The organism is Acidovorax sp. Leaf73 (assembly GCF_916855635.1).
Lineage (GTDB): Bacteria > Pseudomonadota > Gammaproteobacteria > Burkholderiales > Burkholderiaceae_C > Acidovorax > Acidovorax facilis.
Genome location: NZ_CAKASI010000001.1, coordinates 225318 through 249572, shown reverse-complemented (window position 1 = coordinate 249572; position 24255 = coordinate 225318). Strand labels below are relative to the sequence as shown.

The following is a 24255-nucleotide window of genomic DNA, read 5'->3' as shown; positions in this document are numbered from 1 at the left end:
CTGCTGCCCCATCGATGCCCCACCTGACCCTGCACCGCAAAGCCTTCATCGCCCTGGCCGCCCTGCTGGTGGCCTTGTTGCTGATCTTTGCAGGCTTTTCGCGGCTGGGCTTGCAGCGAGGCCTGGGGCCGTACGTGGCAGAGATCGAACTGGCCCGCATGGACTGGCTGGCCGAGCGCCTGCAGGCCCACCACACGCAGACGGGCGGTTGGGAGACCCTGCGCAACCAGCCCCGCCTCTGGGGCCAGCTCAGCCACCCTGGCAGCGGCCTGCGCCGATCAAACACCCAAGGCGCAGAAGGCACCCCGCCCACCGACCGAAGCGGTTCGCCCGGCATGCCCCCCGAACTGGCGAACGGCAACCCGGCAGCGGACCGCAGCTTGCAGCAGCCCCCACCACCGCCCCCCGATGGCGGCCCGCCCCCGGGCGAGCGCGGCGCGGGTGGCCCACAACGTCACCCCGACGACCTGTTCCCCCGCCTGGGTCTGGTGGACGCACAGCAACACCTGGTGGCTGGCACGGCGCCCCAGCCGGGTAGCGCGCGCCTGGCCCTTGCGGGAGCCGACGGCAAGACCATCGGCCAGCTGGTGCTGGCACCTCCACAGGGTGTGCGCAGCGAAGCCGACCAGGCCTTTCTGGCGCAACACCTGGGCTTTGTGGCATGGACAGGCCTGGCCGGGCTGGCACTGGCACTGCTGCTGTCGGGCTGGCTGGCACGGCGCTGGCTGGCCCCCGTCGAGGCCCTGGCCAACGGCGCACGCGGCATTGCGCAGGGCCACCTGCACACCCGCGTGCCCGTGCACGGCAACGACGAACTGGCCCAGCTGGCCCGCACCTTCAACACCATGGCCGAACAACTGAGCAGCATTGAGGCCAGCCGCCGCCAGTGGCTGCGCGACGTAGCCCACGAGCTGCGCACCCCCCTGGCCGCCATGCGCGCCGAAATCGAGGCCGTGCAGGACGGCATCCGCCCGTTTGACGACAAGACCGCGCTGCGCCTGCACCGGCAGGTGATGCGCCTGATCCAACTGGTGGGCGACCTGCGCGCCAGCCTGGACGCGGCGGGCACCAGCGCGCCCTCGGCCCAGGTGCCCGTGCACCCGCTGTCGCTGCTGAACGAGGCGCTCGCATCCATGCGCCCGCGCTTGGCGCAGGCGGGCATCGACGTGGACACCACCGGCCTGGACGCCCTGACCACGCAGGTTCCGGCGCAGCCTGCACCCCTGGTGCGGGGCGATGCGCAGCAACTGCACCAGGTGTTCTTGAACCTGCTGGAAAACAGCCTGCGCTACACCGACGCGGGCGGCCTGCTGCGCCTCTCGGCACGCCTGTTGCCACCGGCCGATGGAGCCGCCCAACTGCAGGTGCAGCTGGACGACAGCGCGCCCGGCGTGCCCGCGCACGAGCTGCCACGCATCTTTGACCGCCTGTACCGCGCAGAAACCTCGCGCAACCGCGACCATGGCGGCTCTGGCCTCGGCCTGGCGATCTGCCGCGCCATCGTGCTCGCGCACGGCGGCACGCTGACGGCCGACACCTCACCCCTGGGCGGCCTGCGCATCACGCTGCAACTGCCATTGCTGGACAACCCCTCATGAGCCACCGCATCCTCGTCATCGAAGACGAACCCGACATCGCCGCCATCGTGGTGGACTACCTGCGCCACGCAGACTACACCGTGGAACACCAGGCCGAGGGCCGCGCGGCGCTCGCCAGCATGCTGGCCGCGCCGCCGGACCTCACGCTGCTGGACATCATGCTGCCCGGCCTGGATGGGCTTGAAATCCTGCGCCAGGCGCGCCGCCACACCCAACACCCCATCATCATGCTGACCGCCCGCGTCGAAGAGGTAGACCGCCTCATCGGCCTGGAGCTGGGCGCGGACGACTACATCTGCAAGCCGTTTTCGCCGCGCGAGGTGGTGGCCCGCGTCAAGGCCGTGCTGCGCCGCACCGCCGCCGCGCAGGAGCCACCGGCAGCCACCACTACGGTGGCAGCGCTGATGCTGGACGAATCGCACTGGCAGGCCACGTTGCACGGTACGCCGCTGGGCCTGACGCGGCGCGAGTTCCGCCTGCTGCAAGTGCTGGCACGCCAGCAGGGGCGCATCTTCTCGCGCGCGCAGCTTCTGGACCAGGCCTATGAAGACACCCTCGATGTGAACGAGCGCGCGATCGACAGCCATATCAAGAATCTGCGCAAAAAACTCAAGGCCGCCAGCGCGGATGGCAGCGACTGGATTCGTTCGGTGTACGGCGTGGGTTTTGCGCTGGACCCGACGGCGGCCGAGTGAGCCTGGCTCGATGGGCAGATTGCTACATTTTTAATAGCTATTGAAGCTTATCCAATATGCGCAGGGACCATTTTTAACCACGAGACAGTGGTGTGGCGGGCCGCTTATTCGGCCCCTGTCTCACCCCAACGCACGCAGCGCACCTACACCACCTCCGCCCGGGCACGGGTGTGATCGGGGCCACACCCTGGCCACTTTTACCTGTTCGCCCCGATGCCCGCCCTGCCCCCATCGCCCCGCGCACCAGCACCAGCCCGGCCCACCAGCCGCCCCCAGAAGCTCCCCGGAGGCCTGGTGTACGTCACACCCGCCATGCCCGGCCTTACCCGCGTGCGCAGCGGTGCCAAGGCTTTCCGCTACCGTTTGCCCGATGGCCAGTGGCTGCAAGACCCGGACGAGGTCGCCCGCATCAAACGCCTGGCTATCCCACCGGCTTATACCGACGTGTGGATTTGCCCCCTGCCCCAAGGGCACCTGCAGGCCACGGGGCTGGACGCGCGCGGACGGCGCCAATACCGTTACCACCCGCAGTGGCGCGCGCAGCGCGACGAGGGCAAGTTCGAACACATGCAGGCGTTTGGCCGCGTGCTCCCGCGCCTGCGCAGCCGCGTGGTGCGCGACCTTGCAGCGCACCGCAACGGCCAGCCTCTGACTCGCACGCTGGTGCTGGCCACGCTGGTGCGCCTGCTGGACACCACCTACCTGCGCGTGGGCAATGAGGAATACGCCGCCACCAACCGCTCGTATGGCCTGACCACGCTACGCACGCGGCATGTGCAACTCAAAGGCAGTCAGCTCAAGCTGCGATTTCGCGGCAAGAGCGGCGTGTTGCAAGAGGTCGAGCTGGACGACCCGCGCGTGGCCCGCGTGGTGCGACGCTGCCAACAACTGCCGGGGCAGGAACTCTTTCAATACGAGGACGAAGACGGTAGTTTGCGCACCGTAGGCTCGGGCGACGTGAACGACTATCTGCGCGAGATCACGCACGGCGCGGCAGACTCAGAAGGTGATCATTTCACTGCCAAGGACTTTCGCACCTGGCATGGCACCACGCAGGCGCTGGAGCTGACGCGCCTAGCCTGTACGCAATCAGCAACCCCTACCGCTGCCGATAAAAACGTGCGCTACAACGCCAAGGCCATCCTGGCCGAGGTGGCACGCCAGCTGGGCAACACGCCCGCCGTGTGCAAGAAGTCGTACGTGCACCCGGCTGTGTTGGAGCTGGGCACACGATTGGCATCTGACGCGGGGCCCGGCCTGCAGACGGTGTGGAATCACATTGGCGGTACCACATCGCCACGGGGCATGAGCGCGGCGGAGCGCCGATTGCTGGCGTTTCTGCGCAAGCCGCAAAAGCTGCACAAGGCGCTCCCCACCACCAAAGCGTAAGCATGGTGCCGCTGGGGTGTCGCACAAGTGCCGTGCAGGGCCATCGCAGTGAGCGCTGTCTCGCTAAACTGGCATGCTGCGCCTTGTCACCGTCTTTCAGCCCGGCCCCGCGCACAGGCCGGCCCCCCAACTCCAGCCTGCCGCCATGCCCACCGCCACCATTGCCTTGCCAGAGTCCGCCCATTCCCTGGCCGACCACCACCTGCAACGCCCGTTCCTCAGCCAGACGGAGCGTGAAGCCATCAACCGGGGCCGCTGGTTCGCCGCGCTTACGCCGTCGCTGCGGCATGACATCTTCCGGCTGGGCCGCATCACGCGCTACACACACGGCCAGATGATCGTGGAGCAGGGTGATCTGGCGCAGGACTGGTTTGCCTGTGCCAGTGGTGCCATCCGGTTTCGGCGCACCACGCCGTCGGGCAAGCAGGTGACGCTGGCCTATGTGGAGCCCGGCATCTGGGTGGGCGAGGCCGAGGTGCTGCACCGGGGGCCCAACACCTACGACGCGCACGCCCACGGCCCCACCACGGTGCTGAGCGTGGCCGAGGGCGTGTTCCGCCAGTTGCTGCGCGAACACCCCGAGTTCGGCGAGGCCCTGCTCACGCTGCAGGCACGCCGCATGCGCTACCTGTACTGGATGATGGAAGACATGGCCACCCTGCCCCTGCGCGCGCGGCTGGCCAAGCAGCTGCTGCACGTGCTGCGCCGTTTTGGCGAGCGTGCGGCCGTGCCCGGCCAGCGCGGGGCCATCGGGCTGGCACTGGTGCAGGACGAGCTGGCACAACTGCTGGGCGGCTCACGCCAGCGCATCAATGTGGAGCTCAAGTGGATGGAGCGCGAAGGCATCATCGGCATCCACCAGCGCAGCATCGTCGTCTACCAGCAAGACCAACTCGAAGCGCTGGCGCAGCAGGAATAGCGCGCCGCCTTGCGACCGGCCAATCAAAAACAATAGCACCTTACGCTTATTGGACAAGCGCTGGCGGTCATTTTTTCTTGAACTTTTGACCCACGCCACACCGCGCTGACCCTCAGCGCCCCACCATATTGCCCGGCACCACCCACTGGTCGAACTGCTCGCCCGTCACATGGCCCGAGGCCACGGCCGCTTCGCGCAGGCTGGTGCCTTCCTTGTGCGCCTTCTTGGCGATGAAAGCGGCCTTGTCGTAGCCGATGTGGGTGTTGAGCGCGGTCACCAGCATCAGCGAGCGGTCCACCAGTTCGGTAATGCGCTCGCGGTTGGGCTCGATACCCACGGCGCACTGGTCGTTGAAGCTCACCATCCCGTCGGCCAGCAGGCGCACGCTCTGCAGAAAGTTGTGGGCCACCATGGGGCGGAAGACATTGAGCTCGAAGTTGCCCGAGGCACCGCCGAAGTTGATGGCCACGTCGTTGCCGAACACCTGGGCGGCCAGCATGGTCACCGCCTCGCTCTGGGTGGGGTTGACCTTGCCGGGCATGATCGACGAGCCGGGTTCGTTCTCGGGGATGCTGAGTTCACCAATGCCGCTGCGCGGGCCGCTGGCGAGCCAGCGCACGTCGTTGGCGATCTTCGTCATGCTGGCGGCGAGGGTTTTGAGCGCGCCGTGGGCAAACACCAGGCCATCCACCGAGGCCAGGGCCTCGAACTTGTTAGGCGCGGTGACGAAGGGCAGACCCGTCAGGCGCGCCAGCTCGGCGGCGGCCTGCTCGGCATAGCCCTTGGGCGCGTTCAGCCCCGTACCTACGGCGGTGCCGCCCAGCGCCAGCTCGTACAGGTGGGGCAGCGCCGCGCGCACATGGCGCTCGCCATGGTCGAGCTGGGCCACGTAGCCCGAGAACTCCTGGCCCAGCGTGAGCGGGGTGGCGTCCTGCAGATGGGTGCGGCCGATCTTGACGATGCCGTCGAAGTCCTGCGCCTTCTTCGCCAGCGTGGCGCGCAGCTTGGCAATGGCGGGCAGCAGGCGGTGCGTGAGGGCTTCCACGGCGGCCACGTGCATGGCGGTGGGGAACACGTCGTTGCTCGACTGGCTGCGGTTCACGTCGTCGTTGGGGTGCACCAGGCGGCCTTGGCCGCGCTCGCCACCCAGGAGTTCGCTGGCGCGGTTGGCCAGCACTTCATTGACGTTCATGTTGGTCTGCGTGCCCGAGCCCGTCTGCCAGACCACCAGCGGAAACTCACCGGGATGTTTGCCAGCAATCACCTCGTCAGCGGCGGCCACGATGGCCTCGGTCTTCTTCGCGTCCTGCAGGCCCAGCGCCTGGTTGACCACGGCCGAGGCGCGCTTGACCTGGGCCAGCGCCCTGATGATCTCGCGCGGCTGCTGCTCGCCAGAGATGTCGAAGTTCTGCAGCGAGCGCTGCGTCTGCGCGCCCCAGAGTTTGTCGGCCGGGACTTCGATGGGGCCAAAGGTGTCGCGTTCGGTGCGGGTGGTCATGGACAGCGGTTCTCCAAGTGAAACAACAGGTGCGGCCTGGCAACGGGGTCGCGCCCGGCAGAATAATGCAAAAAATAACCATTCTCATTTAATACCCTGCACTGCTGGTGCGCAAGCATGCGCTCGCCAGTGTGTGGCAAGCCCCGCTGCAGAGCGCAGAAAAGCGGTGCCGCCATCACTGCCGGTGGGGGCTTCGCTCCAGCCCGCTGTGAGGTCTTGACAAGGCCCCACACCTTCTCGCGCTCAATCGTCGGCTTGTTCTTACACCGCACGGGCGCCAGCGGGCACACCATGGGGGTGCAGCAACTTTCCTCGCCGCAAATCCACGGAGACCACCATGGCCAAAAGCAGCCTGCTTGGCATCGATGCCGACAACCTTTCTCCCCTTCACAGCGCCAAGGGCAACGACAGCCTGGGCCCCAGCGATGCGTCCGACTCGGGCAGCGACAGCACCGGGCTGTATGGCACCGACCCCGACAATGACACCGACCGTTACGGAACCGGCGAACGCGCGAGCGTGGAGCCCGAACTGCAGCTGGAGTCGCGCGACATCCTGCCCGACCACCTGGAGTCGATGGACACCGACGACGACACGGCTGAAAACGGCGATGTGCGGGCGGGAGCCGACCAGTATCCGGCCGATGACCCGGCGGACGACCCGGAGCTGGATCCGGACTCCGGCGACGGTACCGAAGCGTAAAAGCAAGCTGTGGCCTCCAGCCAGTCTGCCGTTGGGGCTAGCGAGCTTTGAGAGGCGGGCCAGACTGCGATAGCCGCGTTGTCCACAGGTAGTCTGCGCCAAGGCCGCGCCAGCGCCGTGTCAGCAGGGGGGTGGGATAATTGCGGGTTGCGTGCCCCGGCATGCGTTCGTTCCCGCCTCACGACAGAACCACGATGACCACCACAATCCAATACGACGACCTCGTCGAGTCCATTGCTGCCGCGCTGCAGTACATCAGCTACTACCACCCCACCGACTACATCGCCCACCTGGCCCGTGCCTACGAGCGCGAGCAGAGCCCGGCAGCCAAGGACGCGATCGCCCAGATCCTCACCAACAGCAAGATGAGCGCCACAGGCCAGCGCCCCATCTGCCAGGACACCGGCATCGTCAACGTGTTCCTGAAAGTGGGCATGGACGTGCGTTGGGATGGCTTCGATGCTGGCGTCGATGGCAAGGCCCACAGCCTGGACGACGCCATCAACGAAGGCGTGCGCCGGGGCTACAACCACCCCGACAACACGCTGCGCGCCTCGGTCGTGGCCGACCCGCAGTTCGCCCGCAAGAACACCAAGGACAACACGCCCGCGGTGATCTTCACCGAGATCGTGCCCGGCAACACCGTGGACATCACCGTGGCAGCCAAGGGCGGCGGCTCGGAGAACAAGTCCAAGATGTACATGCTCAACCCCGGCGACAACGTGGTGGACTGGGTGCTCAAGACCGTGCCCACCATGGGCGCTGGCTGGTGCCCGCCCGGCATGCTGGGCATCGGCATTGGCGGTACGGCCGAAAAGGCCGTGCTCATGGCCAAGGAAAGCCTGATGGACGACCTGGACATGTATGAACTGCAGGCCAAGGCCGAAGCCGCCAAGACCGGCGGCCCCGCGCTCGACAAGGTCGAAGAGCTGCGCCTGGAGCTGTTTGAAAAGGTCAACGCCCTGGGCATCGGCGCCCAAGGGCTGGGCGGCCTGACCACGGTGCTGGACGTCAAGATCAAGATGTACCCCACGCACGCGGCCAGCAAGCCAATTGCGATGATCCCCAACTGCGCAGCCACGCGCCACGCGCACTTCGTGATGGACGGCTCGGGCCCCGTGTACCTCACGCCCCCGAGCCTGGACCTGTGGCCCAACGTGAACTGGGCGCCCGACTACAACAAGAGCAAGAAGGTCAACCTCGACACGCTGACCAAGGAAGAAGTCGCCAGCTGGAAGCCCGGCGACACGCTGCTGCTCAACGGCAAGATGCTGACCGGCCGCGATGCCGCGCACAAGCGTATCCAGGACATGCTGGCCAAGGGCGAGAAGCTGCCCGTGGACTTCACCAACCGCGTCATCTACTACGTGGGCCCTGTGGACCCCGTGAAGGGCGAGGCCGTGGGCCCTGCCGGCCCCACCACCGCCACGCGCATGGACGGCTTCACTGAGATGATGCTGGCCCAGACCGGCCTGATCGCCATGGTGGGCAAGGCCGAACGCGGCCCGGTCGCCATCGAGGCCATCCAGAAGCACCAAAGCGCCTACCTGATGGCCGTGGGCGGCGCCGCCTACCTGGTCTCCAAGGCCATCAAGGCCGCCAAGGTCGTGGGTTTTGAAGACCTGGGCATGGAAGCCATCTACGAATTTGACGTGGTGGACATGCCCGTGACCGTGGCCGTGGATGCCGGCGGCACCAGCGCCCACATCACCGGCCCGGCCGAATGGCAAAAGCGCATTGCCTCGGGCGAATTCAAGGGCATCGGGGTCGCTGCGGCCTGAGGCCCCGCTCGGCGTCGCCCTGGCGGCAGACTCGACGCTGGTACCAGGGCAATCGCTCTCCCAACCGCCTTCGGGCGGTTTTTTCTTGGGGCTCGCCCAATCCGGCACGAAGGCTGCGTCTTTCCTACAATCCACGCTTTCCTCCAAATGCCAGAGCTTGGTTCCTCGATGCCGCAGGCCTCTTCTCCCATCGGTGTTTTTGACAGTGGCGTCGGTGGGCTGAGCGTGCTGCGCGCCCTGCTGGCCGCCATGCCCCACGAACGTTTCGTGTACCTGGCAGACAGCGCCAACGCCCCCTATGGCGAGCGCGGCGATGCCTTTGTGGCCGCCCGCACCCACGCCATCACCGAGTACCTGCGCGAGCAGCACCACATCAAGGCGCTGGTGGTAGCCTGCAATACCGCCACAGCAGCGGCCATCCACGAAGTGCGCAGCAGCCACCCGGAATTACCCCTCGTGGGCCTGGAGCCCGCCATCAAGCCCGCTCTCGCGGTGACAAAAACAGGCCATGTGGGCGTGATCGGCACCCGGGGCACGCTGACCAGTGCGAAGTTCGGCAAGCTCATGGCCTCGCTGGCTGATCAGGCGCATTTTGTGGTGCAACCCTGTGACGGCCTGGCCCATGCCATCGAGCGCAGTGTGGCGCTGCCAGTGACCGACCAAGGCAGCCCCGTCCATGCCACGGAGACCGGGGCGCTGTGCGCGCGTTATGTCCAAGCCATGGGCAGTTTTGGCACCGCCCCGGGGCAGATGGACACGCTGGTACTGGGCTGCACGCACTACATCTTTGTGGCGCACGAGCTGCGCGCACTGGTCGGGCCGGGCGTGCAGTTCATCGAGACCGGTGAGCCCGTCGCCCGCCAGACGCGGCGCTTGCTGGAGACGGCGGGGCTGCAGGCCGCGCCCGATGGTGCCGTGGTCACGGATGCACCACGCACCCGCCTGTTGACCACTGGGCCGGTGGCCATGCTTCAGGCGGCTGCAGAGCGCTGGCTGGGTTTGCCCGCAGACTGCTGTGAAACGGTGTCTGTGCCTTGACCAACCGCTGTTTTAGGGCCTAGCGCTTTGCCAGCAAGCGCAAATTGTAAATTGCCATCAACAAAGTGGCGTTCAACTTTTCTTCTACCCAGAACTAGTTTCTGCAGCAGCGCTCCACAGCCGTTCACCCGCATGCTCCACATGGGTGAGGTACAGGCGCAGGTCGAACTCGTATTGGTGGTACTGCGGCTCCATGTGGGTACACAGTTGGTAAAAAGCCTTGCCGTGGTCCTTCTCACGCAGGTGGGCCAGCTCGTGGACCACAATCATGCGCAGAAACTCGTCGGGTGCCTGTTTGAACATCGACGCAATGCGGATCTCATGCTTGGCCGCCAGCCGGTTGCCCTGCACGCGCGAGACCGCCGTGTGCAACCCCAAGGCATGGCGCACCACGTGGATCTTGTTGTCAAAAAGGACCTTGTTGACCGTGCCCGCATTGCGCAGGTACCGCGCCTTGAGTTCCTGCGCGTAGTCATACAGCGCCTTGTCGCTGCGCACCGCATGGGCCTGGGGATACTTGCGCTGCAACATGCCCCCCAGCCGCCCCTGCGCAAGCAGATCACGCGCCTGGTCCTGCAAAGACACCGGATAGGAACGTAGATACGGTAGATCAGAGGTCATGGAAAGCACGACAGTTCGAAGAGATCACAGAACTGCGCAGGACCGCATGGAATACAACGCACACGGGCACAAGTCATTGCCACAGCCTGTCGATCAACTTTTGCCACCAGCACATGCAAGGCAACCCCACACGGGGACACCAGTGTGAGGTTGAATGAAGGAATCAGTGCAGGTGGCGCGGACGACGACCACCACCGCCACCATGACCACTGCCGGAGCCGCCCCCACCAGGGCCACGCGGCGGTTTTCCGATCTCCAGCGAGTTCACCAGCGCATCAAAGCGCTGGCTGAACAGCTTGTCGATCTCGGCCACCACGCCGCCCAGTTCGGCACCATCAAAGTGGCGCTCCATCATGTTGACAACGTCCTGCACCAGCAAATCACGCTGCACCTGCATGATGGCGGCGGGCGTGGGGCCGACAAACAGCATGACGAAATCGTCGCGCGACTCCGCACCTTGCTCTTCCTCGTCTTCGTCGAAATCTGCGTCGTAGAACGTGACTTCGATGGCAGCACCTTGCTCGGCAAGCTCATTGAGGCTCATGCACATTTCGTCCAGAACTTGGCGAAAGTCTTCATCCCCCCGCACCGTCCAGCACATCTGCAGCAAGTGTTCCTGCGCGTCGTATTTGATGCCGGGCTCTTCTTCGTAGGCGCTGGCTGCGCCATCAGCCAGCGAGCGGGCTCCGGCGTACTTCCACAAGGGTTTGAGCGCCTCCTGGAGTTGGTCAAAGCTCACATCAGCGCGCAGCTGGACTTGTCCGTGGACGTGGATTTCGAAGGGAGCGTTGTAACTTGACATGATTGAATCCTAGAGCCTGTTCAATGTCCTTTTGGAGTCGCACAAGTACCTTACCGGGATGGGCTGCTAGGCGCGGTGCGCAGTTGATAGCCCGGCTATCAACAAGCGCCGCAACGCCGCAGACCGCCCGGCAAGGCACTTGCCCAAAGGGTTGGAGTGAAATCGGGCGACTGGACGCCCCGGCTGCTTGCATGGGCATGAGCCCATACTGCGCAGCCGGCGCATCCACTCATCCCGATTGCACTCCAATGCGATCTCCAAAAGGACATTGAACAGGCTCTTCGTGGTGCCCCGAGCCGGGGTCGAACCGGCACGCCCCTTTTCAGGAAAGCGGCGGATTTTAAGTCCGCAGTGTCTACCAATTTCACCATCGGGGCGCCGGCTGCCCAACGCACTCCTGCGTCGCAGCGTAACCCGGGCAGCGCATGCGCGCAATGCCCTGTCGTATCTCTGGTCACAGGGCCGACGCCCCGCCGAGCCGCCCGCCTTGCACCACCAAGAAAAAAGGGAAGCCGAAGCTTCCCTTACAAATATGGAGCGGGAAAAGAGTCTCGAACTCTCGACCTCAACCTTGGCAAGGTTGCGCTCTACCAACTGAGCTATTCCCGCATTCACCTACTGCACCCGACGTTTCCATCAGAGCTAATCAGCAAGCCTCAAATTATATCGCTATTTTTTGGCTCTATTCGATTGCAAACCAAAAAATCAACCAATCACCATCCATCCTTCAACAGTCATCTTGATTACGACGATCACAGAAGATCTTCAGACATCAAGACACAGACCGTATCTGGAGGCGCGGTCCGGAGTCGAACCGGACTAACCGGATTTGCAATCCGGGGCATAACCGCTTTGCTACCGCGCCAGAAATTCACATTTCTCTGACAAAAAAGGGAAGCATTTGCTTCCCTTTTTGTGGAAATTGGAGCGGGAAAAGAGTCTCGAACTCTCGACCTCAACCTTGGCAAGGTTGCGCTCTACCAACTGAGCTATTCCCGCATTTTACCGAAGCCTCACATTGTACAACGTTTGCTGCGATGGAATGAATTGTAGCGCATTTTTTGGGGTTCTCAAAAAAATTTGCGTCAATGTTTCAGGCCATCTGTCGCGGACGACGCTGCAACGGCCTTGTCCGTCGAGGGCGCTGCCACGACCGCCACTTCCTCATCCGTCAGGGGCACAGGCTTGGTTTCCAAGGCCACTTCCAGCACCTTGTCGATCCAGCGCACCGGCACGATCTCCAGCCCGCTCTTCACGTTGTCAGGAATCTCGGCCAGATCTTTGACGTTCTCTTCGGGGATCAGCACCGTCTTGATGCCGCCGCGCAGAGCCGCCAGCAGCTTTTCCTTGAGTCCACCAATGGCGGTAACTTCACCGCGCAACGTGATCTCACCGGTCATGGCAACATCACCGCGCACGGGAATACCCGTGAGGGCCGAAACAAACGCCGTCGTCATCGCAGCGCCAGCACTCGGACCATCCTTAGGGGTTGCCCCGTCTGGCACATGGATGTGGATGTCGCGCTTCTCAAACGCTTCGTCCTTGATGCCCAGAATGCGCGAGCGGCTGCGCACTACCGTGCGGGCAGCCTCCACCGACTCCTTCATCACATCACCCAAAGAACCGGTGCGCGTGATCACCCCCTTGCCGGGCATGGCGGCGGCTTCGATGGTCAGCAGATCGCCACCCACCTCGGTCCAGGCCAGACCGACCACCTGGCCCACTTGGTTCTGCGCCTCGGCACGGCCGTAGGTGTACTTGCGCACGCCCAGGAAGTCAGGCAGGTTGTCGGCGGTGACAACGACCTGGGGTTCGAGCTTCTTGAGCTGCAGACCCTTGACCACCTTGCGGCAGATCTTGGACAACTCGCGCTCCAGCGAACGCACGCCGGCTTCCCGCGTGTAGTAACGCACCATGTCGCGCACGGCGGGCTCGGTGATCAGCAGTTCTTCGTCCTTCACGCCATTGTTCTTGAGCTGCTTGGGCAGCAAGTACTTCATGGCGATGCTGGTCTTCTCGTCCTCGGTGTAACCCGACAGGCGGATCACTTCCATGCGGTCGAGCAGGGCCGGCGGAATGTTCATCGAGTTCGACGTGGCGACGAACATCACGTCGCTCAGGTCGAAGTCCACTTCGACGTAGTGATCGCCAAAAGTGTGGTTCTGCTCGGGGTCCAGCACCTCCAGCAGCGCACTCGACGGGTCGCCTCGGAAGTCCGTGCCCAGCTTGTCGATCTCGTCCAGCAGGAACAGCGGATTGCGCGTGCCCACCTTCGACAAGCTCTGCAGCACCTTGCCCGGCAGTGCGCCGATGTAGGTGCGGCGGTGCCCACGGATTTCAGCCTCGTCGCGCATGCCGCCCAGGGCCATGCGCACGTACTTGCGGCCCGTGGCCTTGGCAATGGACTGCCCCAACGAGGTCTTGCCCACGCCCGGTGGCCCCACCAGGCACAGGATGGGAGCCTTCACCTTGTCCACGCGCTGCTGCACTGCAAGGTATTCAAGGATGCGGTCCTTGACCTTGTCGAGGCCGAAATGGTCTTCGTTCAGCACGCCCTCGGCGTTCACCAGATCGTGCTTGATCTTGGTCTTCTTACTCCAGGGGAGTGCGGTGAGCACGTCAATGTAGTTACGCACCACGGTGGCCTCGGCCGACATGGGCGACATCAGCTTGAGCTTCTTGAGTTCTGCATCAGCCTTCTTGCGCGCCTCGGCAGGCATCTTGGCGAGCTTGATCTTTTTCTCGATCTCCTCGATGTCCGCGCCTTCATCCCCTTCGCCCAACTCCTTCTGGATGGCCTTGACCTGCTCGTTCAAGTAGAAGTCGCGCTGGTTCTTCTCCATCTGGCGCTTCACACGCCCACGGATCTTCTTGTCCACGTTGAGGATGTCCACCTCGCGGTCAAGCTGCTCGAACAGGTTTTCAAGGCGCGCCTTCACATCCGACAGGTCCAGCACCACCTGCTTGTTCTCGAGCTTGAGCGGCAGGTGCGCGGCGATGGTGTCGGCCAGACGGCCTGGATCGTCGATGCTGGAGATCGATGTGAGGATCTCCGGGGGAATCTTTTTATTGAGTTTGACGTACTGGTCAAACTGCTGCATCACAGCACGGCGCAGCGCTTCAATCTCGCTGGGTTTGTTGGCCTCGGGTGTGGCTTCTACCGGCGTGACGGTGGCCGTGAAATGGGTCTCAGCGTCCTCGATGGACGTCACCAGAGCGCGCTGCTGGCCTTCGACCAGCACCTTCACGGTGCCGTCAGGCAACTTGAGCATCTGCAGGATGGTGGAGACGCAGCCGACATCGAACATGTCCGACACCGAAGGCTCGTCCTTGGCTGCAGCTTTCTGTGCCACCAGCATGATGCGACGGTCGGCCTCCATGGCCAACTCAAGCGCCTTGATGCTCTTGGGACGCCCCACAAAAAGCGGGATGACCATGTGGGGAAACACCACCACGTCACGCAAAGGCAACAGCGGTAGATCGATAGGGGTGGCTGGCAGGGGGGTATGTCCGGACATGGAAATCCTCAAAGTGCTCTGTGGAAATGGGTCCACATGTGGGGATTTTCAACCCTTACGCGCAAGCCGCGCTGGCACAAGGGTTGATGGTTCAATGGGCGACACCAATGCGCCCGCTCCGGTCATCTCAGACGGTGTGAAGGATTCCGGCGTGTCCATGCGGGCATCGCAGACTCCTTCACGCCTTCTCAGGCCTTCTTGGCCGCTTCGCGATAAACGAGCAGCGGCGGCTTGTTTTCTTCGATGGTGGACTCGTCCACCACCACTTTTTCAACGTTGCTTGTATTGGGCAAGTCGAACATCGTGCCAATCAGCGATTGCTCCAGGATTGAGCGCAGGCCGCGGGCTCCGGTCTTGCGGGCCAAGGCCTTGCGAGCGATGGCCTTAAGCGCGGCAGGACGGATTTCGAGGTCCACACCTTCCATGGCCAGGAGCTTGCTGTATTGCTTGACCAGCGCGTTCTTGGGCTCCGTCAGGATCTGCACCAGCGCATCCTCGCTGAGTTCAGCCAGAGCCGTCACCACGGGCATGCGCCCCACGAGTTCAGGAATCAGGCCGAACTTGATCAGATCTTCGGGTTCGATCTCGGTGAACACCTCTGTCAGCGAACGCTGCTTCTTGCTCTTGACCGATGCGCCAAACCCGATGCCCGAGGCTTCGGTGCGGTTCTCGATGACCTTTTCCAGTCCCGCAAACGCACCGCCACAGATAAACAGAATGTTGGTCGTGTCGATCTGCAGGAAGTCCTGATTCGGGTGCTTGCGTCCGCCCTGCGGCGGCACGCTGGCCATCGTGCCTTCGATGAGCTTGAGCAGCGCCTGCTGGACGCCCTCGCCCGAAACGTCACGCGTGATGCTGGGGTTGTCCGACTTGCGCGAGATCTTGTCGATCTCGTCGATGTAGACGATGCCGCGCTGCGCGCGCTCCACCTCATAGTTGCAGCTTTGCAGCAGCTTCTGGACGATGTTCTCCACATCTTCGCCCACATAACCGGCTTCCGTCAGCGTGGTGGCGTCGGCCATCACAAAGGGAACGTCCAGCATGCGCGCCAGGGTCTGCGCCAGCAGCGTCTTGCCCGAACCCGTGGGCCCAATCAGCAAAATGTTGCTCTTGGACAGCTCCACATCGTCTTTGTGGGCCTTGTCCTTGTGGCGCAGGCGCTTGTAGTGGTTGTACACCGCCACCGCCAGCGTGCGCTTGGCCACGTCCTGACCAATCACATAGTTGTCGAGGTTGGTCTTGATCTCTACGGGGGTGGGCAGGTCACTGCGGCCTTCGCGCGCCAGGTCGCCAGCCGGGAGCTCATCGCGAATGATCTCGTTGCACAGGTCAATGCACTCGTCGCAGATAAAGACCGACGGACCGGCGATCAGCTTCTTCACTTCATGCTGGCTTTTGCCGCAGAAAGAGCAGTAAAGGGTTTTTTCGCTGGAAGAGCCTTTTTTCTCGGCCATGGGGGCAATGCCTTGCTTGTTACGGAAAGTTGTCGGGATGATAACCAAATAAAAAACGGCGTCTTCCCCAAAGGAAAACGCCGCTGTTTGACCCTCTGGCTATCAGGAGCGCTTGCTGATCACCTGATCGACCAAACCGTATTCCTTGGACTCATCAGCCGACAGGAAATAGTCACGCTCGGTGTCGCGCTGGATCTTTTCCAGCGGCTGGCCCGTGCGCTCGGCAAGGATCTTGTTGAGCTGCTCGCGGGTCTTGAGGATTTCGCGGGCATGGATCTCAATCTCGGTGGCCTGGCCCTGCATGCCGCCCAGAGGCTGGTGGATCATGACCTTGGAGTTGGGCAGCGCAAAACGCTTGCCCTTGGCTCCTGCGGCCAGCAGGAAGGCGCCCATGCTGGCGGCCATGCCGGTGCACAGTGTCGAGACATCAGGCTTGATGAAGTTCATGGTGTCAAAGATCGCCATGCCGGCGCTTACCGAGCCACCTGGGGAGTTGATGTAGAACGAAATGTCCTTGTCGGGGTTTTCACTCTCCAGGAACAGCAGCTGAGCCACCACCAGGTTGGCGGTCTGGTCGTTGACCGGACCCACCAGAAAAATCACGCGCTCCTTGAGCAGGCGCGAGTAGATGTCGTAGGACCGTTCGCCACGGCCCGACTGCTCGATGACCATGGGAACCATGCCCAGGCCTTGTGTTTCCAATGCGCTCATGTTTTTCTCCAGACAAGCAGGTACTGTACCCAGAAATGAATTGGGGCTTGTGCACGAAAGCACAAGCCCCTGTATGTAACGGCAACAACCGGGCAGTTCGATAACAAGCCGCCTAGCCTGCAGCCTATCAGCCTTGCTGGGCCATCAGTTCGTCAAACGACACGGCCTTCTCGACCACCTTGGCCTTGGACAGCACAAACTCGGTCACGTTGTTTTCGATCACAACGGCTTCGACTTCCGCCAGACGCTGGCGGTCGCCGAAGTACCAGCGCACCACGTCTTCGGGCTTCTCGTAGCTGGCAGCCAGCTCATCGATGTGGGCCTTGAGCTGTTCGGGCTTGGCCTGCAGCTCATTGGCACGCACCAGCTCGGCCAGCACCAGGCCCAGGCGCACGCGGCGCTCAGCCTGGGGGCGGAACACGTCTTCAGGGATCTCGGCCTTGTCGGCGTCCTTGATGCCGCGTTGCTTGAGTTCAGCGCGGGCACCTTCCAGCAGGCGGGCGATTTCAGCTTGCACGCTGGAGTTGGGCAGGTCCAGCTCAGCCTTGGCCACCAGGGCGTCCATCACGGCTTGCTTGTTGCGGGCCAGCAGACGGAACTTGACTTCACGCTCCAGGTTCTTCTTGATGTCGGCGCGCAGGCCTTCCACGGAGCCATCGGCAATACCGAGCGACTTGGCCAGGGCATCATTCACTTCGGGCAGGTGGGCAGCTTCGATCTTCTTGATGGTCACCAGGAAGTCAGCGGTCTTGCCAGCCACATCCTTGCCGTGGTACTCCGCAGGGAATGCCAGGGGGAAGGTCTTGCTTTCGCCAGACTTCATGCCACGCACGGCGTCTTCGAACTCCTTGAGCATCTGGCCTTCGCCCACCAGGAACTGGAAGTCTTCGGCCTTGCCGCCTTCAAACGGCTCGCCATCGATCTTGCCTTCGAAATCGACCGTCACGCGGTCGCCGTCTTGAGCAGCAGCATCCATGGCGCGCTGGGCGAAGCTGCGGCGCTGCTTGCGCAGGATGTCGATGGTCTTGTCGATGGCGGCGTCCGTCACTTCAGCCGACAGCTTTTCGACTTCGGCATCAGACAGATCGGCAATCTTGACTTCTGGGAACACTTCGAAAATGGCATCGAAAGTGACCTGGCCTTCAGGAGCGCCTTCCTTTTCGGTGATGCGGGGCTGGCCAGCAACACGCAGGTTGGCTTCGTTGGCTGCCACGGCAAAGGCTTCACCCACCTTGTCGTTCAGCACTTCGTACTGCACCGAGTAGCCGTAACGCTGGGCCACCACGTTCATGGGCACCTTGCCGGGACGGAAACCGTCCATCTTGACCGTGCGGGCCAGGCGCTTGAGGCGCGTGTCGACTTCGGACTGGATCAGGGTGACGGGCACGCTCAGCGTAATCTTGCGCTCGAGCTTCTCAAGGGTTTCAACAGTAACGGCCATGGCTATTCCTCTTATGAATGTGGATCGTGCTGGCTGCAGCGCAGCAGCGCCGTGTTCCGCAAAGTCTCACATGGGTGGTGCGCGGGGGGGGACTCGAACCCCCACACCATTGCTGGCGTCAGGACCTAAACCTGGTGCGTCTACCAATTTCGCCACCCGCGCGGTTCTACAACAAACAAACAGGCGGCAACCTCAGCTGCCGCCTGTGTGAAATCGGTCAACCTTCTATTTTACCCTGATGCGGGCAGGGTGGGAATCAAACCCCTCCAAGGACCTCCGGCGCAGGCCTTTTCACACGGAACCACGCGGCATACATCGCGGGCAGCGCCAGCAGCGTCAGCACGGTGGCCACCACCAGTCCGCCCATGATGGCCACGGCCATCGGGCCCCAGAACACGCTGCGTGACAGCGGGATCATGGCCAGCACCGCAGCCGCAGCCGTCAGCACGATAGGACGCAGGCGGCGCACTGCCGATTCAACAATCGCATCCCACGCAGGCACACCCCTCGCGCGGTCCTGTTCGATCTGGTCGATCAGGATCACCGAGTTGCGCTGGATCATGCCCATGAGTGCAATCACCCCCAGCAACGCCACGAAGCCGAACGGACGGTTGAGCAGAATCAGCGCCGCAGCCACCCCTGCCAGGCCCAACGGCCCGGTCAGGAACACCAGCATCGCGCGGCTGAAGCTGTGCAGTTGCAGCATCAGCAGCGTGAAGGTGATGAACAACATGACCGGAATGCCGGCTGCAATCGACGCCGAGCCCTTAGAGCTTTCCTCCACAGCACCCGCCACTTCGATGCGGTAGCCGGTCTGCCCGGCAGCGCGCCACTTCGCCTCAATGTCCTTGAGAGCAGGCAGCAGCGCCGCCGTCACCGTGGCCCCCTGCAGCCCCTCGGTCACATCCCCCTGCACGGTGATGGCGTAGTCGCGGTTCTCGCGCCACATCACACCGGGCTCCCAGGTGAAGACCGGCTTTGCGATCTGCGTGAGCGGGATCGACTTGCCCGAGGCCGTGGGCAGGTAGGCGTTGGCGATGTCGGTGATGGCGTTGCGCTCGTCCAGCGGCTGGCGCAGCAGAATGTCGATGAGCTTGTCACCCTCGCGGTACTGGCCCACCTGCGTACCCGACAGAATGGTCTTGGACGCCTGGGCAATCGACTGGCTGGTGACACCCAGAGCGCGCGCCTTGGCCTGGTCCACTTCCAGACGCAGCACCTTCACAGACTCGTTCCAGTTGTCGTTCACACCGCGCATGTCCGGGTTCTTGCGCAGCTGGGCTTTCACTTCATCGGCGCGCTCACGCAGCACCAGCGGATCAGGCCCCACCACGCGGAACTGCACGGGGTAAGGCACCGGTGGTCCATTGGGCAGCAGCTTGACGCGACCACGCACCTCCGGGAACTCTTCGGCCAGCAGCGCAGGCAACTTCACGCGCAGGGACTCACGCACCTTCAGATCCTGGGGCAGAACGATGAACTGCGACACGTTGCTCTGTGGAAACACCTGGTCCAGCGGCAAATAGAAACGCGGCACGCCGGAACCGACCCAGGTGCTGACAGAACTGACGCCAGGCTCAGAGAGCAAGCGCTGCTCCACACGTTTGGTCACTTCTTCATTGCCAGCAAATGAGGTGCCCTCGGGGAACCAGATGTCCACCAGAATTTCAGGCCGGCTCGAATCGGGGAAGAACTGCTGCTGCACCTTGCCCATGCCCACAATGCCCAGCGCAAAGGTCAGTACCGTGGCGCCGATGGTGATCCAGCGGTGCAACACACACCAGTCCACCAGGCGGCGGAAAGTGCGGTAAAACGGGCTGTCAAACACTTCGTGTGGATCGTCGGTGATGCCCTTGTTGGCCTGGGCAGCCAGCACATGCGGGGGCACCTTGAGCAGCAGCGTGCCCAGGTACGGCACAAAGTACACCGACACGAACCAGCTGAGCACCAGCGCGATCACGGTGACCGCAAAAATGGCAAAGGTGTATTCGCCCGTAGTGGACTTGGCCAGGCCGATGGGCAAAAAGCCCGCCGCCGTGATCAGCGTGCCCGTCAGCATCGGCATGGCCGTGATCTCATAGGCAAAGGTAGCGGCACGCACCTTGTCGTAGCCCTCTTCAAGCTTGAGCACCATCATTTCGACCGCAATGATCGCGTCATCCACCAGCAGGCCCAGTGCGATGATGAGCGAGCCCAGCGATATCTTGTGCAGGCCGATGCCCCAGTACCACATGGCCAGGAAGGTCACGGCAAGCACCAGCGGAATGGTGATGCCCACCACCAGCCCCGGGCGCGGATCGATGTACCAGCGCTTCCATAGCGGGTTCTTGCCGGGGCGCTTGTGCAGGCCCAGCGCGATGAAGCTCACCGCCAGCACGATGACCACGGCCTCGATCAGCACCTTGACGAATTCATTCACCGAGGTGGCCACCGCCTTGGGCTGGTCTTGCACGTTGACGAGCTTCACCCCCGCTGGCAGCGTGCCGCCGATGCGGTCGGTGGCGGCATGCAGCGCCTTGCCCAGCGCAATGATGTCGCCGCCCTTGGCCATGGAGACGCCCAGCGCAATCACTTCCTGCCCTTGGTGGCGCACCTTCACGGTGGCCGGGTCCACATAGCCGCGCTTGACCTCGGCGATATCGCCCAGGCGCAGTTGTGCACCCGACGGGCCACGGATCGGCATGGCGCGCAGGTCTTCAATGGCGTTGAACTGCCCCTGCACCCGCACCTGCACCTGGTCTTGCGGGGTCTGAATGGCTCCGGCGCTCTCCACGGCGTTTTGCTGGCCCAGCTGGGCCAGCACCTGGTTCATGTCCAGGCCCAGTTGCGACAGGCGCTTTTGCGAGATCTCGATGAACAGTTTTTCGTCTTGCACGCCAAACAGCTCAACCTTGGCGACATCGGGCACACGCAGCAGTTGCTGGCGTGCGTCGTCGGCAAATTGCTTGAGTTCGGCGTAGCTGAAGCCCTCGGACTCCAGCGCGTAGATCACGCCATACACATCGCCAAAGTCGTCGTTGAAGAACGGGCCCTGGATGCCCTGTGGCAAGGTGTAGCGCATGTCGCCCACCTTCTTGCGCACGCTGTACCAGACGTTGGCAACCTCGCTGGCCTTGGACGAATCCTTGATCTGAAAGATGATCTGCGACTCGCCGGGCTTCGAATAACTGCGGATCTTGTCCGCGTAGGGCACCTCTTGCAGCGTGCGCTCGATCTTGTCAGTGACCTGCTCGGCCACCTGCTGCGCCGTGGCGCCGGGCCAGTACGTGCGCACTACCATGGCACGGAAGGTGAACGGCGGGTCCTCGTCCTGCCCCAGCTGGAAATAGGCGGCAAAGCCCAGCAGCATCAGCACCACCATCAGGTAGCGCGTGAGGGCGGGATGGTCGAGCGCCCACTTGGAGAGGTTGAACCCCTCTTTGGGTTGTACTTGCGTCATGGCCGGCCTCAGTTGGCTGTGGAAGCTGCGGGTGCCGCTGCTGTGGCAGCAGGCGCGGCAGGCATTGCTACTGGATTGGTAGCTGTCTGCGCTTTACTGGCGGGCGCTGAGGCCGTTTTTGGCTGATAAATCAGCACTTTCTGCCCAGGCGAGAGCACATGCACCCCCGTGGCCACCACCTGCATGCCGGGGGCTAGACCCGCAGCCACCACGGCCTCGTTGCCATCGGCCGTGGCAATCTGCACCCCCTGCGACTTCACCGTGCTGCTGGCCGCGTCATACACCCACACCGCCGTGGACTGCCCCTCCTGGCGCAGCGCACTGGTGGGCAGTTTGATGGCCGGAATGCCCGCATGGCTGAGCGCCTTGGGCGTGACGTACACGGTGGAGCCCAGCGCAGGCGCATCGGCACCATCGATGGCCACCTTGACTTGGTAAGTGCGCGTGGCGGCGTCGGCACTGGCGGCCACTTCGCGCACGCGGCCCGTCAGGTTGGCGCCACCGGACCAGCCGCGCACCGCCACTTCTGAGCCTGGGGTGATCTGCCCCACCTTGTCCTCCGGCACCGCAAACACCACATCGCGGGGGCCATCCTGCGCAATGCGCACCACAGGCGCCCCGGCCGACACCACTTGGCCAGGCTCGGCGTCAATGCCAGTGACAACGCCCGCCACGTCGGCCACCAGCGTGGTGTAGGCCGCCTGGTTGCCTTGCGATGACAGCTGCGCTCGGGCCTGGTCCAGCGTGGCCTGGGCGGCTTTCAGCGTGGCGTCGCGGCGCTCCAGCTCGGCGCCGCTGATGAAATTCTGGTCCTTCAGGGCTTGGTAGCGCTTGTAGTCGGCAGCGGCCAGATCACGCTGCGTGGTGGCAGATGCCAACTGTGCGCGCGCGGCGTCGGTGGCCAGTTGGTAATCCTTGGGGTCCAGCTGGGCCAGCACCTGTCCGGCCCGCACACGCTGGCCCAGTTCGGCCTGGCGCTGCACGATCTTGCCCGCCACGCGGAACCCCAAACGCGACTCCACGCGCGCCCGCACCTCGCCCGAATACTCCAGGCTGGACTGCAGCGCACCCACCCCCACCGTCAGCAACTTGACCGAGCGCACCGGCTCTTCAGGCGGCGCGGGGCGGGAACAGGCGGCCAGCAAAGCAGCGGCGGCCACCATCAGCAAGGTCCGGCAGTGCCGTTGAAAAGGCCGCGAGGCGGAGGATGTGCGCATGGGAAATCCGGTGAATAGAGAAGGGCTACAAGGAGTTGCAGGGGCTGCACGCAAAACGCAGGCACGAATGCCTGCGCTGAAAACGGAACTGAAGTAACAGTTACCGGCCAGCCTCCTTGTCCCTGATTGAATTGGTTTTTTGATTACTGACTGACCGGTTAGTAATCTATGAGAAGCCCTCGGCATTGTCAAGCGACAATCCAGGGTGTGAACGACCGATCCCCCCCTCCCCAGCCTGAAGTGGCGTCTGCTGCAACTTCCGCGCCACAGCCGCTCCAGACTGCTCCACACCATGCGTCTGCCACCCTGGCCGCCCCTGTCACGCACTACGAGAACTTCCCGGTCGCGTCCCTGCTGTGCCCACCGCACCTGCGCCAGCCCATTGCCGCCATCTACGGCTTTGCCCGCACCGCTGACGACATTGCCGACGAGGGGGACGCCCCCGCCGCAGACCGCCTGGCCGACCTGGCCGCCTACCATGCCGACCTGATGGCCGTCGCCCAAGGCCAGCCGCCCTCGCCCCGCTGGGCCAGCGTGTTCTTGCCGCTGCAAGCGGTGTTGCATAGCCACCAGCTGCCTGTACCACTGCTGGAAGACCTGCTCAGCGCCTTTGCCCAGGATGTTGAAAAAACCCGTGATGCCGAGGGCTATGCCGACCGCGCCGAGCTGCTGGACTACTGCCGCCGCTCCGCCAACCCCGTGGGCCGGCTGCTGCTGCACCTGTACGGCGTAACAGACGCCCAGGCGCTGCAAGAAAGCGATGCCATCTGCACCGCGCTGCAGCTCATCAACTTCTGGCAGGACCTCTCCGTGGACATCCCCCGAGGGCGCCACTACCTGCCCCGCGCCGACTGCGCCGTTCATGGCGCCTGTCAGGCCGAACTGCTGGCACTCAGAAGTACCCCCGAGAACGTGCGCCTCATCACCGATTGCGCCCGCTGGGCCCGCGCCAGCATGCAAATAGGCGCCCCCTTGGTGCACCGCCTGCCCGGCCGCGCCGGGTGGGAGCTTCGCCTGGTGGTGCAAGGCGGCCTGCGCATTCTGGACAAGGTGGACGCCCTCAAAGGCGGCAGCCTGCACACCCGTCCACGCCTGCATGCGTGGGATTGGTGCGTGATGCTGGGCCGCGCGCTGGTGATGTAAGAAAGATTCATGGGCCACAAGGCGCGCTGACATCGGCATGTTTCTTGGCCAAAATTACAAGCCAAATTGGCTCCTAGCGCTTATCTATCAATCGCTGGCAGCTATCAATTCAGGAACGCTTTCCCTGCTGGGCGCTGCACGCTGATGAGGGGCAATCCCGCAAGGCAGGGATAGCGAGCATCCGGCTGCTGCAGCGCGCGGTTAGCCTCGCGGCCACCAACCGCCCCGTGCGGCCCCATCACGCAACCCAAGCCCGCGCCACAAGCGCTGCGGCCCCGGCCCTTCCGGTAC

The 24255-nt window shown here is 63.6% G+C and carries 17 protein-coding genes and 5 tRNA genes; 8 read left to right on the top strand and 14 right to left on the bottom strand.

All coding sequences use genetic code 11. The features are described from left to right. The first annotated feature begins 14 nt into the window (after positions 1–14). The 4 genes from LPA35_RS01230 (at position 15) to LPA35_RS01215 (ending at position 4601) form a co-directional block, all read left to right on the top strand. Positions 15–1598, top strand: a complete 1584-nt coding sequence (locus tag LPA35_RS01230; protein WP_228894565.1) for an ATP-binding protein — start codon at positions 15–17, stop codon at positions 1596–1598. Continuing rightward, complete coding sequence (locus tag LPA35_RS01225) at positions 1595–2293, top strand: response regulator (RefSeq protein ID WP_228894563.1); 699 nt, start codon at positions 1595–1597, stop codon at positions 2291–2293. The genes LPA35_RS01230 and LPA35_RS01225 overlap by 4 nt, the downstream gene beginning before the upstream one ends. 213 nt (positions 2294–2506) lie before the next feature. Then, positions 2507–3682, top strand: a complete 1176-nt coding sequence (locus LPA35_RS01220) for a DNA topoisomerase IB (protein WP_228894561.1) — start codon at positions 2507–2509, stop codon at positions 3680–3682. Between the two features lie 145 nt (positions 3683–3827). After that, entirely contained in the window at positions 3828–4601 is a 774-nt protein-coding gene (locus LPA35_RS01215) for a Crp/Fnr family transcriptional regulator (RefSeq protein ID WP_121508750.1), read from the top strand. A gap of 112 nt (positions 4602–4713) precedes the next feature. Here the strand turns inward: LPA35_RS01215 and fumC are convergent, their stop codons facing one another. Then, positions 4714–6099, bottom strand: a complete 1386-nt coding sequence (gene fumC / locus LPA35_RS01210) for a class II fumarate hydratase (protein ID WP_228894559.1) — start codon at positions 6097–6099, stop codon at positions 4714–4716. Positions 6100–6436: 337 nt separating this feature from the next. Between fumC and LPA35_RS01205 the strand changes: the two genes are divergently transcribed. The 3 genes from LPA35_RS01205 to murI all read left to right on the top strand — a co-directional run bounded on the left by LPA35_RS01205 (position 6437) and on the right by murI (position 9618). Continuing rightward, on the top strand, positions 6437–6799 hold the full coding sequence (locus LPA35_RS01205; protein ID WP_228894557.1) for a hypothetical protein: 363 nt from the start codon (positions 6437–6439) through the stop codon (positions 6797–6799). A 194-nt stretch (positions 6800–6993) separates the two neighbouring features. Further along, positions 6994–8580, top strand: coding sequence for a fumarate hydratase (locus tag LPA35_RS01200; RefSeq protein ID WP_228894554.1), 1587 nt, complete (start codon positions 6994–6996; stop codon positions 8578–8580). Positions 8581–8748: 168 nt separating this feature from the next. Then, on the top strand, positions 8749–9618 hold the full coding sequence (gene murI / locus LPA35_RS01195) for a glutamate racemase (protein ID WP_228894553.1): 870 nt from the start codon (positions 8749–8751) through the stop codon (positions 9616–9618). 84 nt (positions 9619–9702) lie between these two features. Here the strand turns inward: murI and LPA35_RS01190 are convergent, their stop codons facing one another. The 13 genes from LPA35_RS01190 to LPA35_RS01130 all read right to left on the bottom strand — a co-directional run bounded on the left by LPA35_RS01190 (position 9703) and on the right by LPA35_RS01130 (position 22821). Continuing rightward, positions 9703–10239 (bottom strand): M48 family metallopeptidase, encoded by a 537-nt coding sequence (locus tag LPA35_RS01190; protein WP_055399527.1) that lies wholly within the window; start codon positions 10237–10239, stop codon positions 9703–9705. A gap of 163 nt (positions 10240–10402) precedes the next feature. Beyond that, complete coding sequence (locus tag LPA35_RS01185) at positions 10403–11041, bottom strand: DUF6806 family protein (protein WP_055399525.1); 639 nt, start codon at positions 11039–11041, stop codon at positions 10403–10405. Positions 11042–11325: 284 nt separating this feature from the next. Further along, positions 11326–11418, bottom strand: a tRNA-Leu gene (locus LPA35_RS01180). Positions 11419–11574: 156 nt separating this feature from the next. After that, positions 11575–11650 (bottom strand) — tRNA-Gly (locus tag LPA35_RS01175). 182 nt (positions 11651–11832) lie between these two features. Continuing rightward, positions 11833–11906: transfer RNA gene (locus tag LPA35_RS01170), tRNA-Cys, on the bottom strand. Between the two features lie 58 nt (positions 11907–11964). After that, positions 11965–12040, bottom strand: a tRNA-Gly gene (locus LPA35_RS01165). 86 nt (positions 12041–12126) lie between these two features. Continuing rightward, a complete protein-coding gene (gene lon, locus LPA35_RS01160) occupies positions 12127–14559 on the bottom strand; it encodes an endopeptidase La (protein ID WP_055399523.1) in 2433 nt (810 codons plus the stop codon). A 188-nt stretch (positions 14560–14747) separates the two neighbouring features. Then, positions 14748–16013, bottom strand: a complete 1266-nt coding sequence (clpX, locus tag LPA35_RS01155) for an ATP-dependent Clp protease ATP-binding subunit ClpX (RefSeq protein WP_010460566.1) — start codon at positions 16011–16013, stop codon at positions 14748–14750. Between the two features lie 102 nt (positions 16014–16115). Beyond that, a complete protein-coding gene (gene clpP / locus LPA35_RS01150; protein WP_055399521.1) occupies positions 16116–16724 on the bottom strand; it encodes an ATP-dependent Clp endopeptidase proteolytic subunit ClpP in 609 nt (202 codons plus the stop codon). Between the two features lie 127 nt (positions 16725–16851). After that, the gene (gene tig, locus LPA35_RS01145; protein ID WP_055399519.1) at positions 16852–18165 is read right to left on the bottom strand and encodes a trigger factor; all 1314 of its coding nucleotides are present in this window, start codon (positions 18163–18165) and stop codon (positions 16852–16854) included. Between the two features lie 75 nt (positions 18166–18240). After that, positions 18241–18327 (bottom strand) — tRNA-Leu (locus LPA35_RS01140). A 94-nt stretch (positions 18328–18421) separates the two neighbouring features. Then, on the bottom strand, positions 18422–21604 hold the full coding sequence (locus LPA35_RS01135; RefSeq protein WP_121419598.1) for an efflux RND transporter permease subunit: 3183 nt from the start codon (positions 21602–21604) through the stop codon (positions 18422–18424). Positions 21605–21612: 8 nt separating this feature from the next. Further along, the gene (locus LPA35_RS01130) at positions 21613–22821 is read right to left on the bottom strand and encodes an efflux RND transporter periplasmic adaptor subunit (protein WP_370641325.1); all 1209 of its coding nucleotides are present in this window, start codon (positions 22819–22821) and stop codon (positions 21613–21615) included. A gap of 207 nt (positions 22822–23028) precedes the next feature. Here LPA35_RS01130 and hpnC point away from each other — a divergent pair, with 207 nt between their 5' ends. Continuing rightward, positions 23029–23964: a squalene synthase HpnC gene (gene hpnC, locus LPA35_RS01125; protein WP_228894552.1), complete on the top strand. Its 936-nt coding sequence runs from the start codon at positions 23029–23031 to the stop codon at positions 23962–23964. Positions 23965–24255 lie beyond the last annotated feature (291 nt).

Coding starts and splice junctions, on each gene's coding strand:
- LPA35_RS01135 (WP_121419598.1), bottom strand. CDS start 21,604: ATGACGCAAGTACAACCCAAAGAGGGGTTCAACCTCTCCAAGTGGGCG.
- LPA35_RS01190 (WP_055399527.1), bottom strand. CDS start 10,239: ATGACCTCTGATCTACCGTATCTACGTTCCTATCCGGTGTCTTTGCAG.
- lon (WP_055399523.1), bottom strand. CDS start 14,559: ATGTCCGGACATACCCCCCTGCCAGCCACCCCTATCGATCTACCGCTG.
- LPA35_RS01185 (WP_055399525.1), bottom strand. CDS start 11,041: ATGTCAAGTTACAACGCTCCCTTCGAAATCCACGTCCACGGACAAGTC.
- LPA35_RS01230 (WP_228894565.1), top strand. CDS start 15: ATGCCCCACCTGACCCTGCACCGCAAAGCCTTCATCGCCCTGGCCGCC.
- clpX (WP_010460566.1), bottom strand. CDS start 16,013: ATGGCCGAGAAAAAAGGCTCTTCCAGCGAAAAAACCCTTTACTGCTCT.
- LPA35_RS01225 (WP_228894563.1), top strand. CDS start 1,595: ATGAGCCACCGCATCCTCGTCATCGAAGACGAACCCGACATCGCCGCC.
- LPA35_RS01205 (WP_228894557.1), top strand. CDS start 6,437: ATGGCCAAAAGCAGCCTGCTTGGCATCGATGCCGACAACCTTTCTCCC.
- LPA35_RS01215 (WP_121508750.1), top strand. CDS start 3,828: ATGCCCACCGCCACCATTGCCTTGCCAGAGTCCGCCCATTCCCTGGCC.
- LPA35_RS01220 (WP_228894561.1), top strand. CDS start 2,507: ATGCCCGCCCTGCCCCCATCGCCCCGCGCACCAGCACCAGCCCGGCCC.
- clpP (WP_055399521.1), bottom strand. CDS start 16,724: ATGAGCGCATTGGAAACACAAGGCCTGGGCATGGTTCCCATGGTCATC.
- murI (WP_228894553.1), top strand. CDS start 8,749: ATGCCGCAGGCCTCTTCTCCCATCGGTGTTTTTGACAGTGGCGTCGGT.
- LPA35_RS01200 (WP_228894554.1), top strand. CDS start 6,994: ATGACCACCACAATCCAATACGACGACCTCGTCGAGTCCATTGCTGCC.
- fumC (WP_228894559.1), bottom strand. CDS start 6,099: ATGACCACCCGCACCGAACGCGACACCTTTGGCCCCATCGAAGTCCCG.
- LPA35_RS01130 (WP_370641325.1), bottom strand. CDS start 22,821: ATGCGCACATCCTCCGCCTCGCGGCCTTTTCAACGGCACTGCCGGACC.
- tig (WP_055399519.1), bottom strand. CDS start 18,165: ATGGCCGTTACTGTTGAAACCCTTGAGAAGCTCGAGCGCAAGATTACG.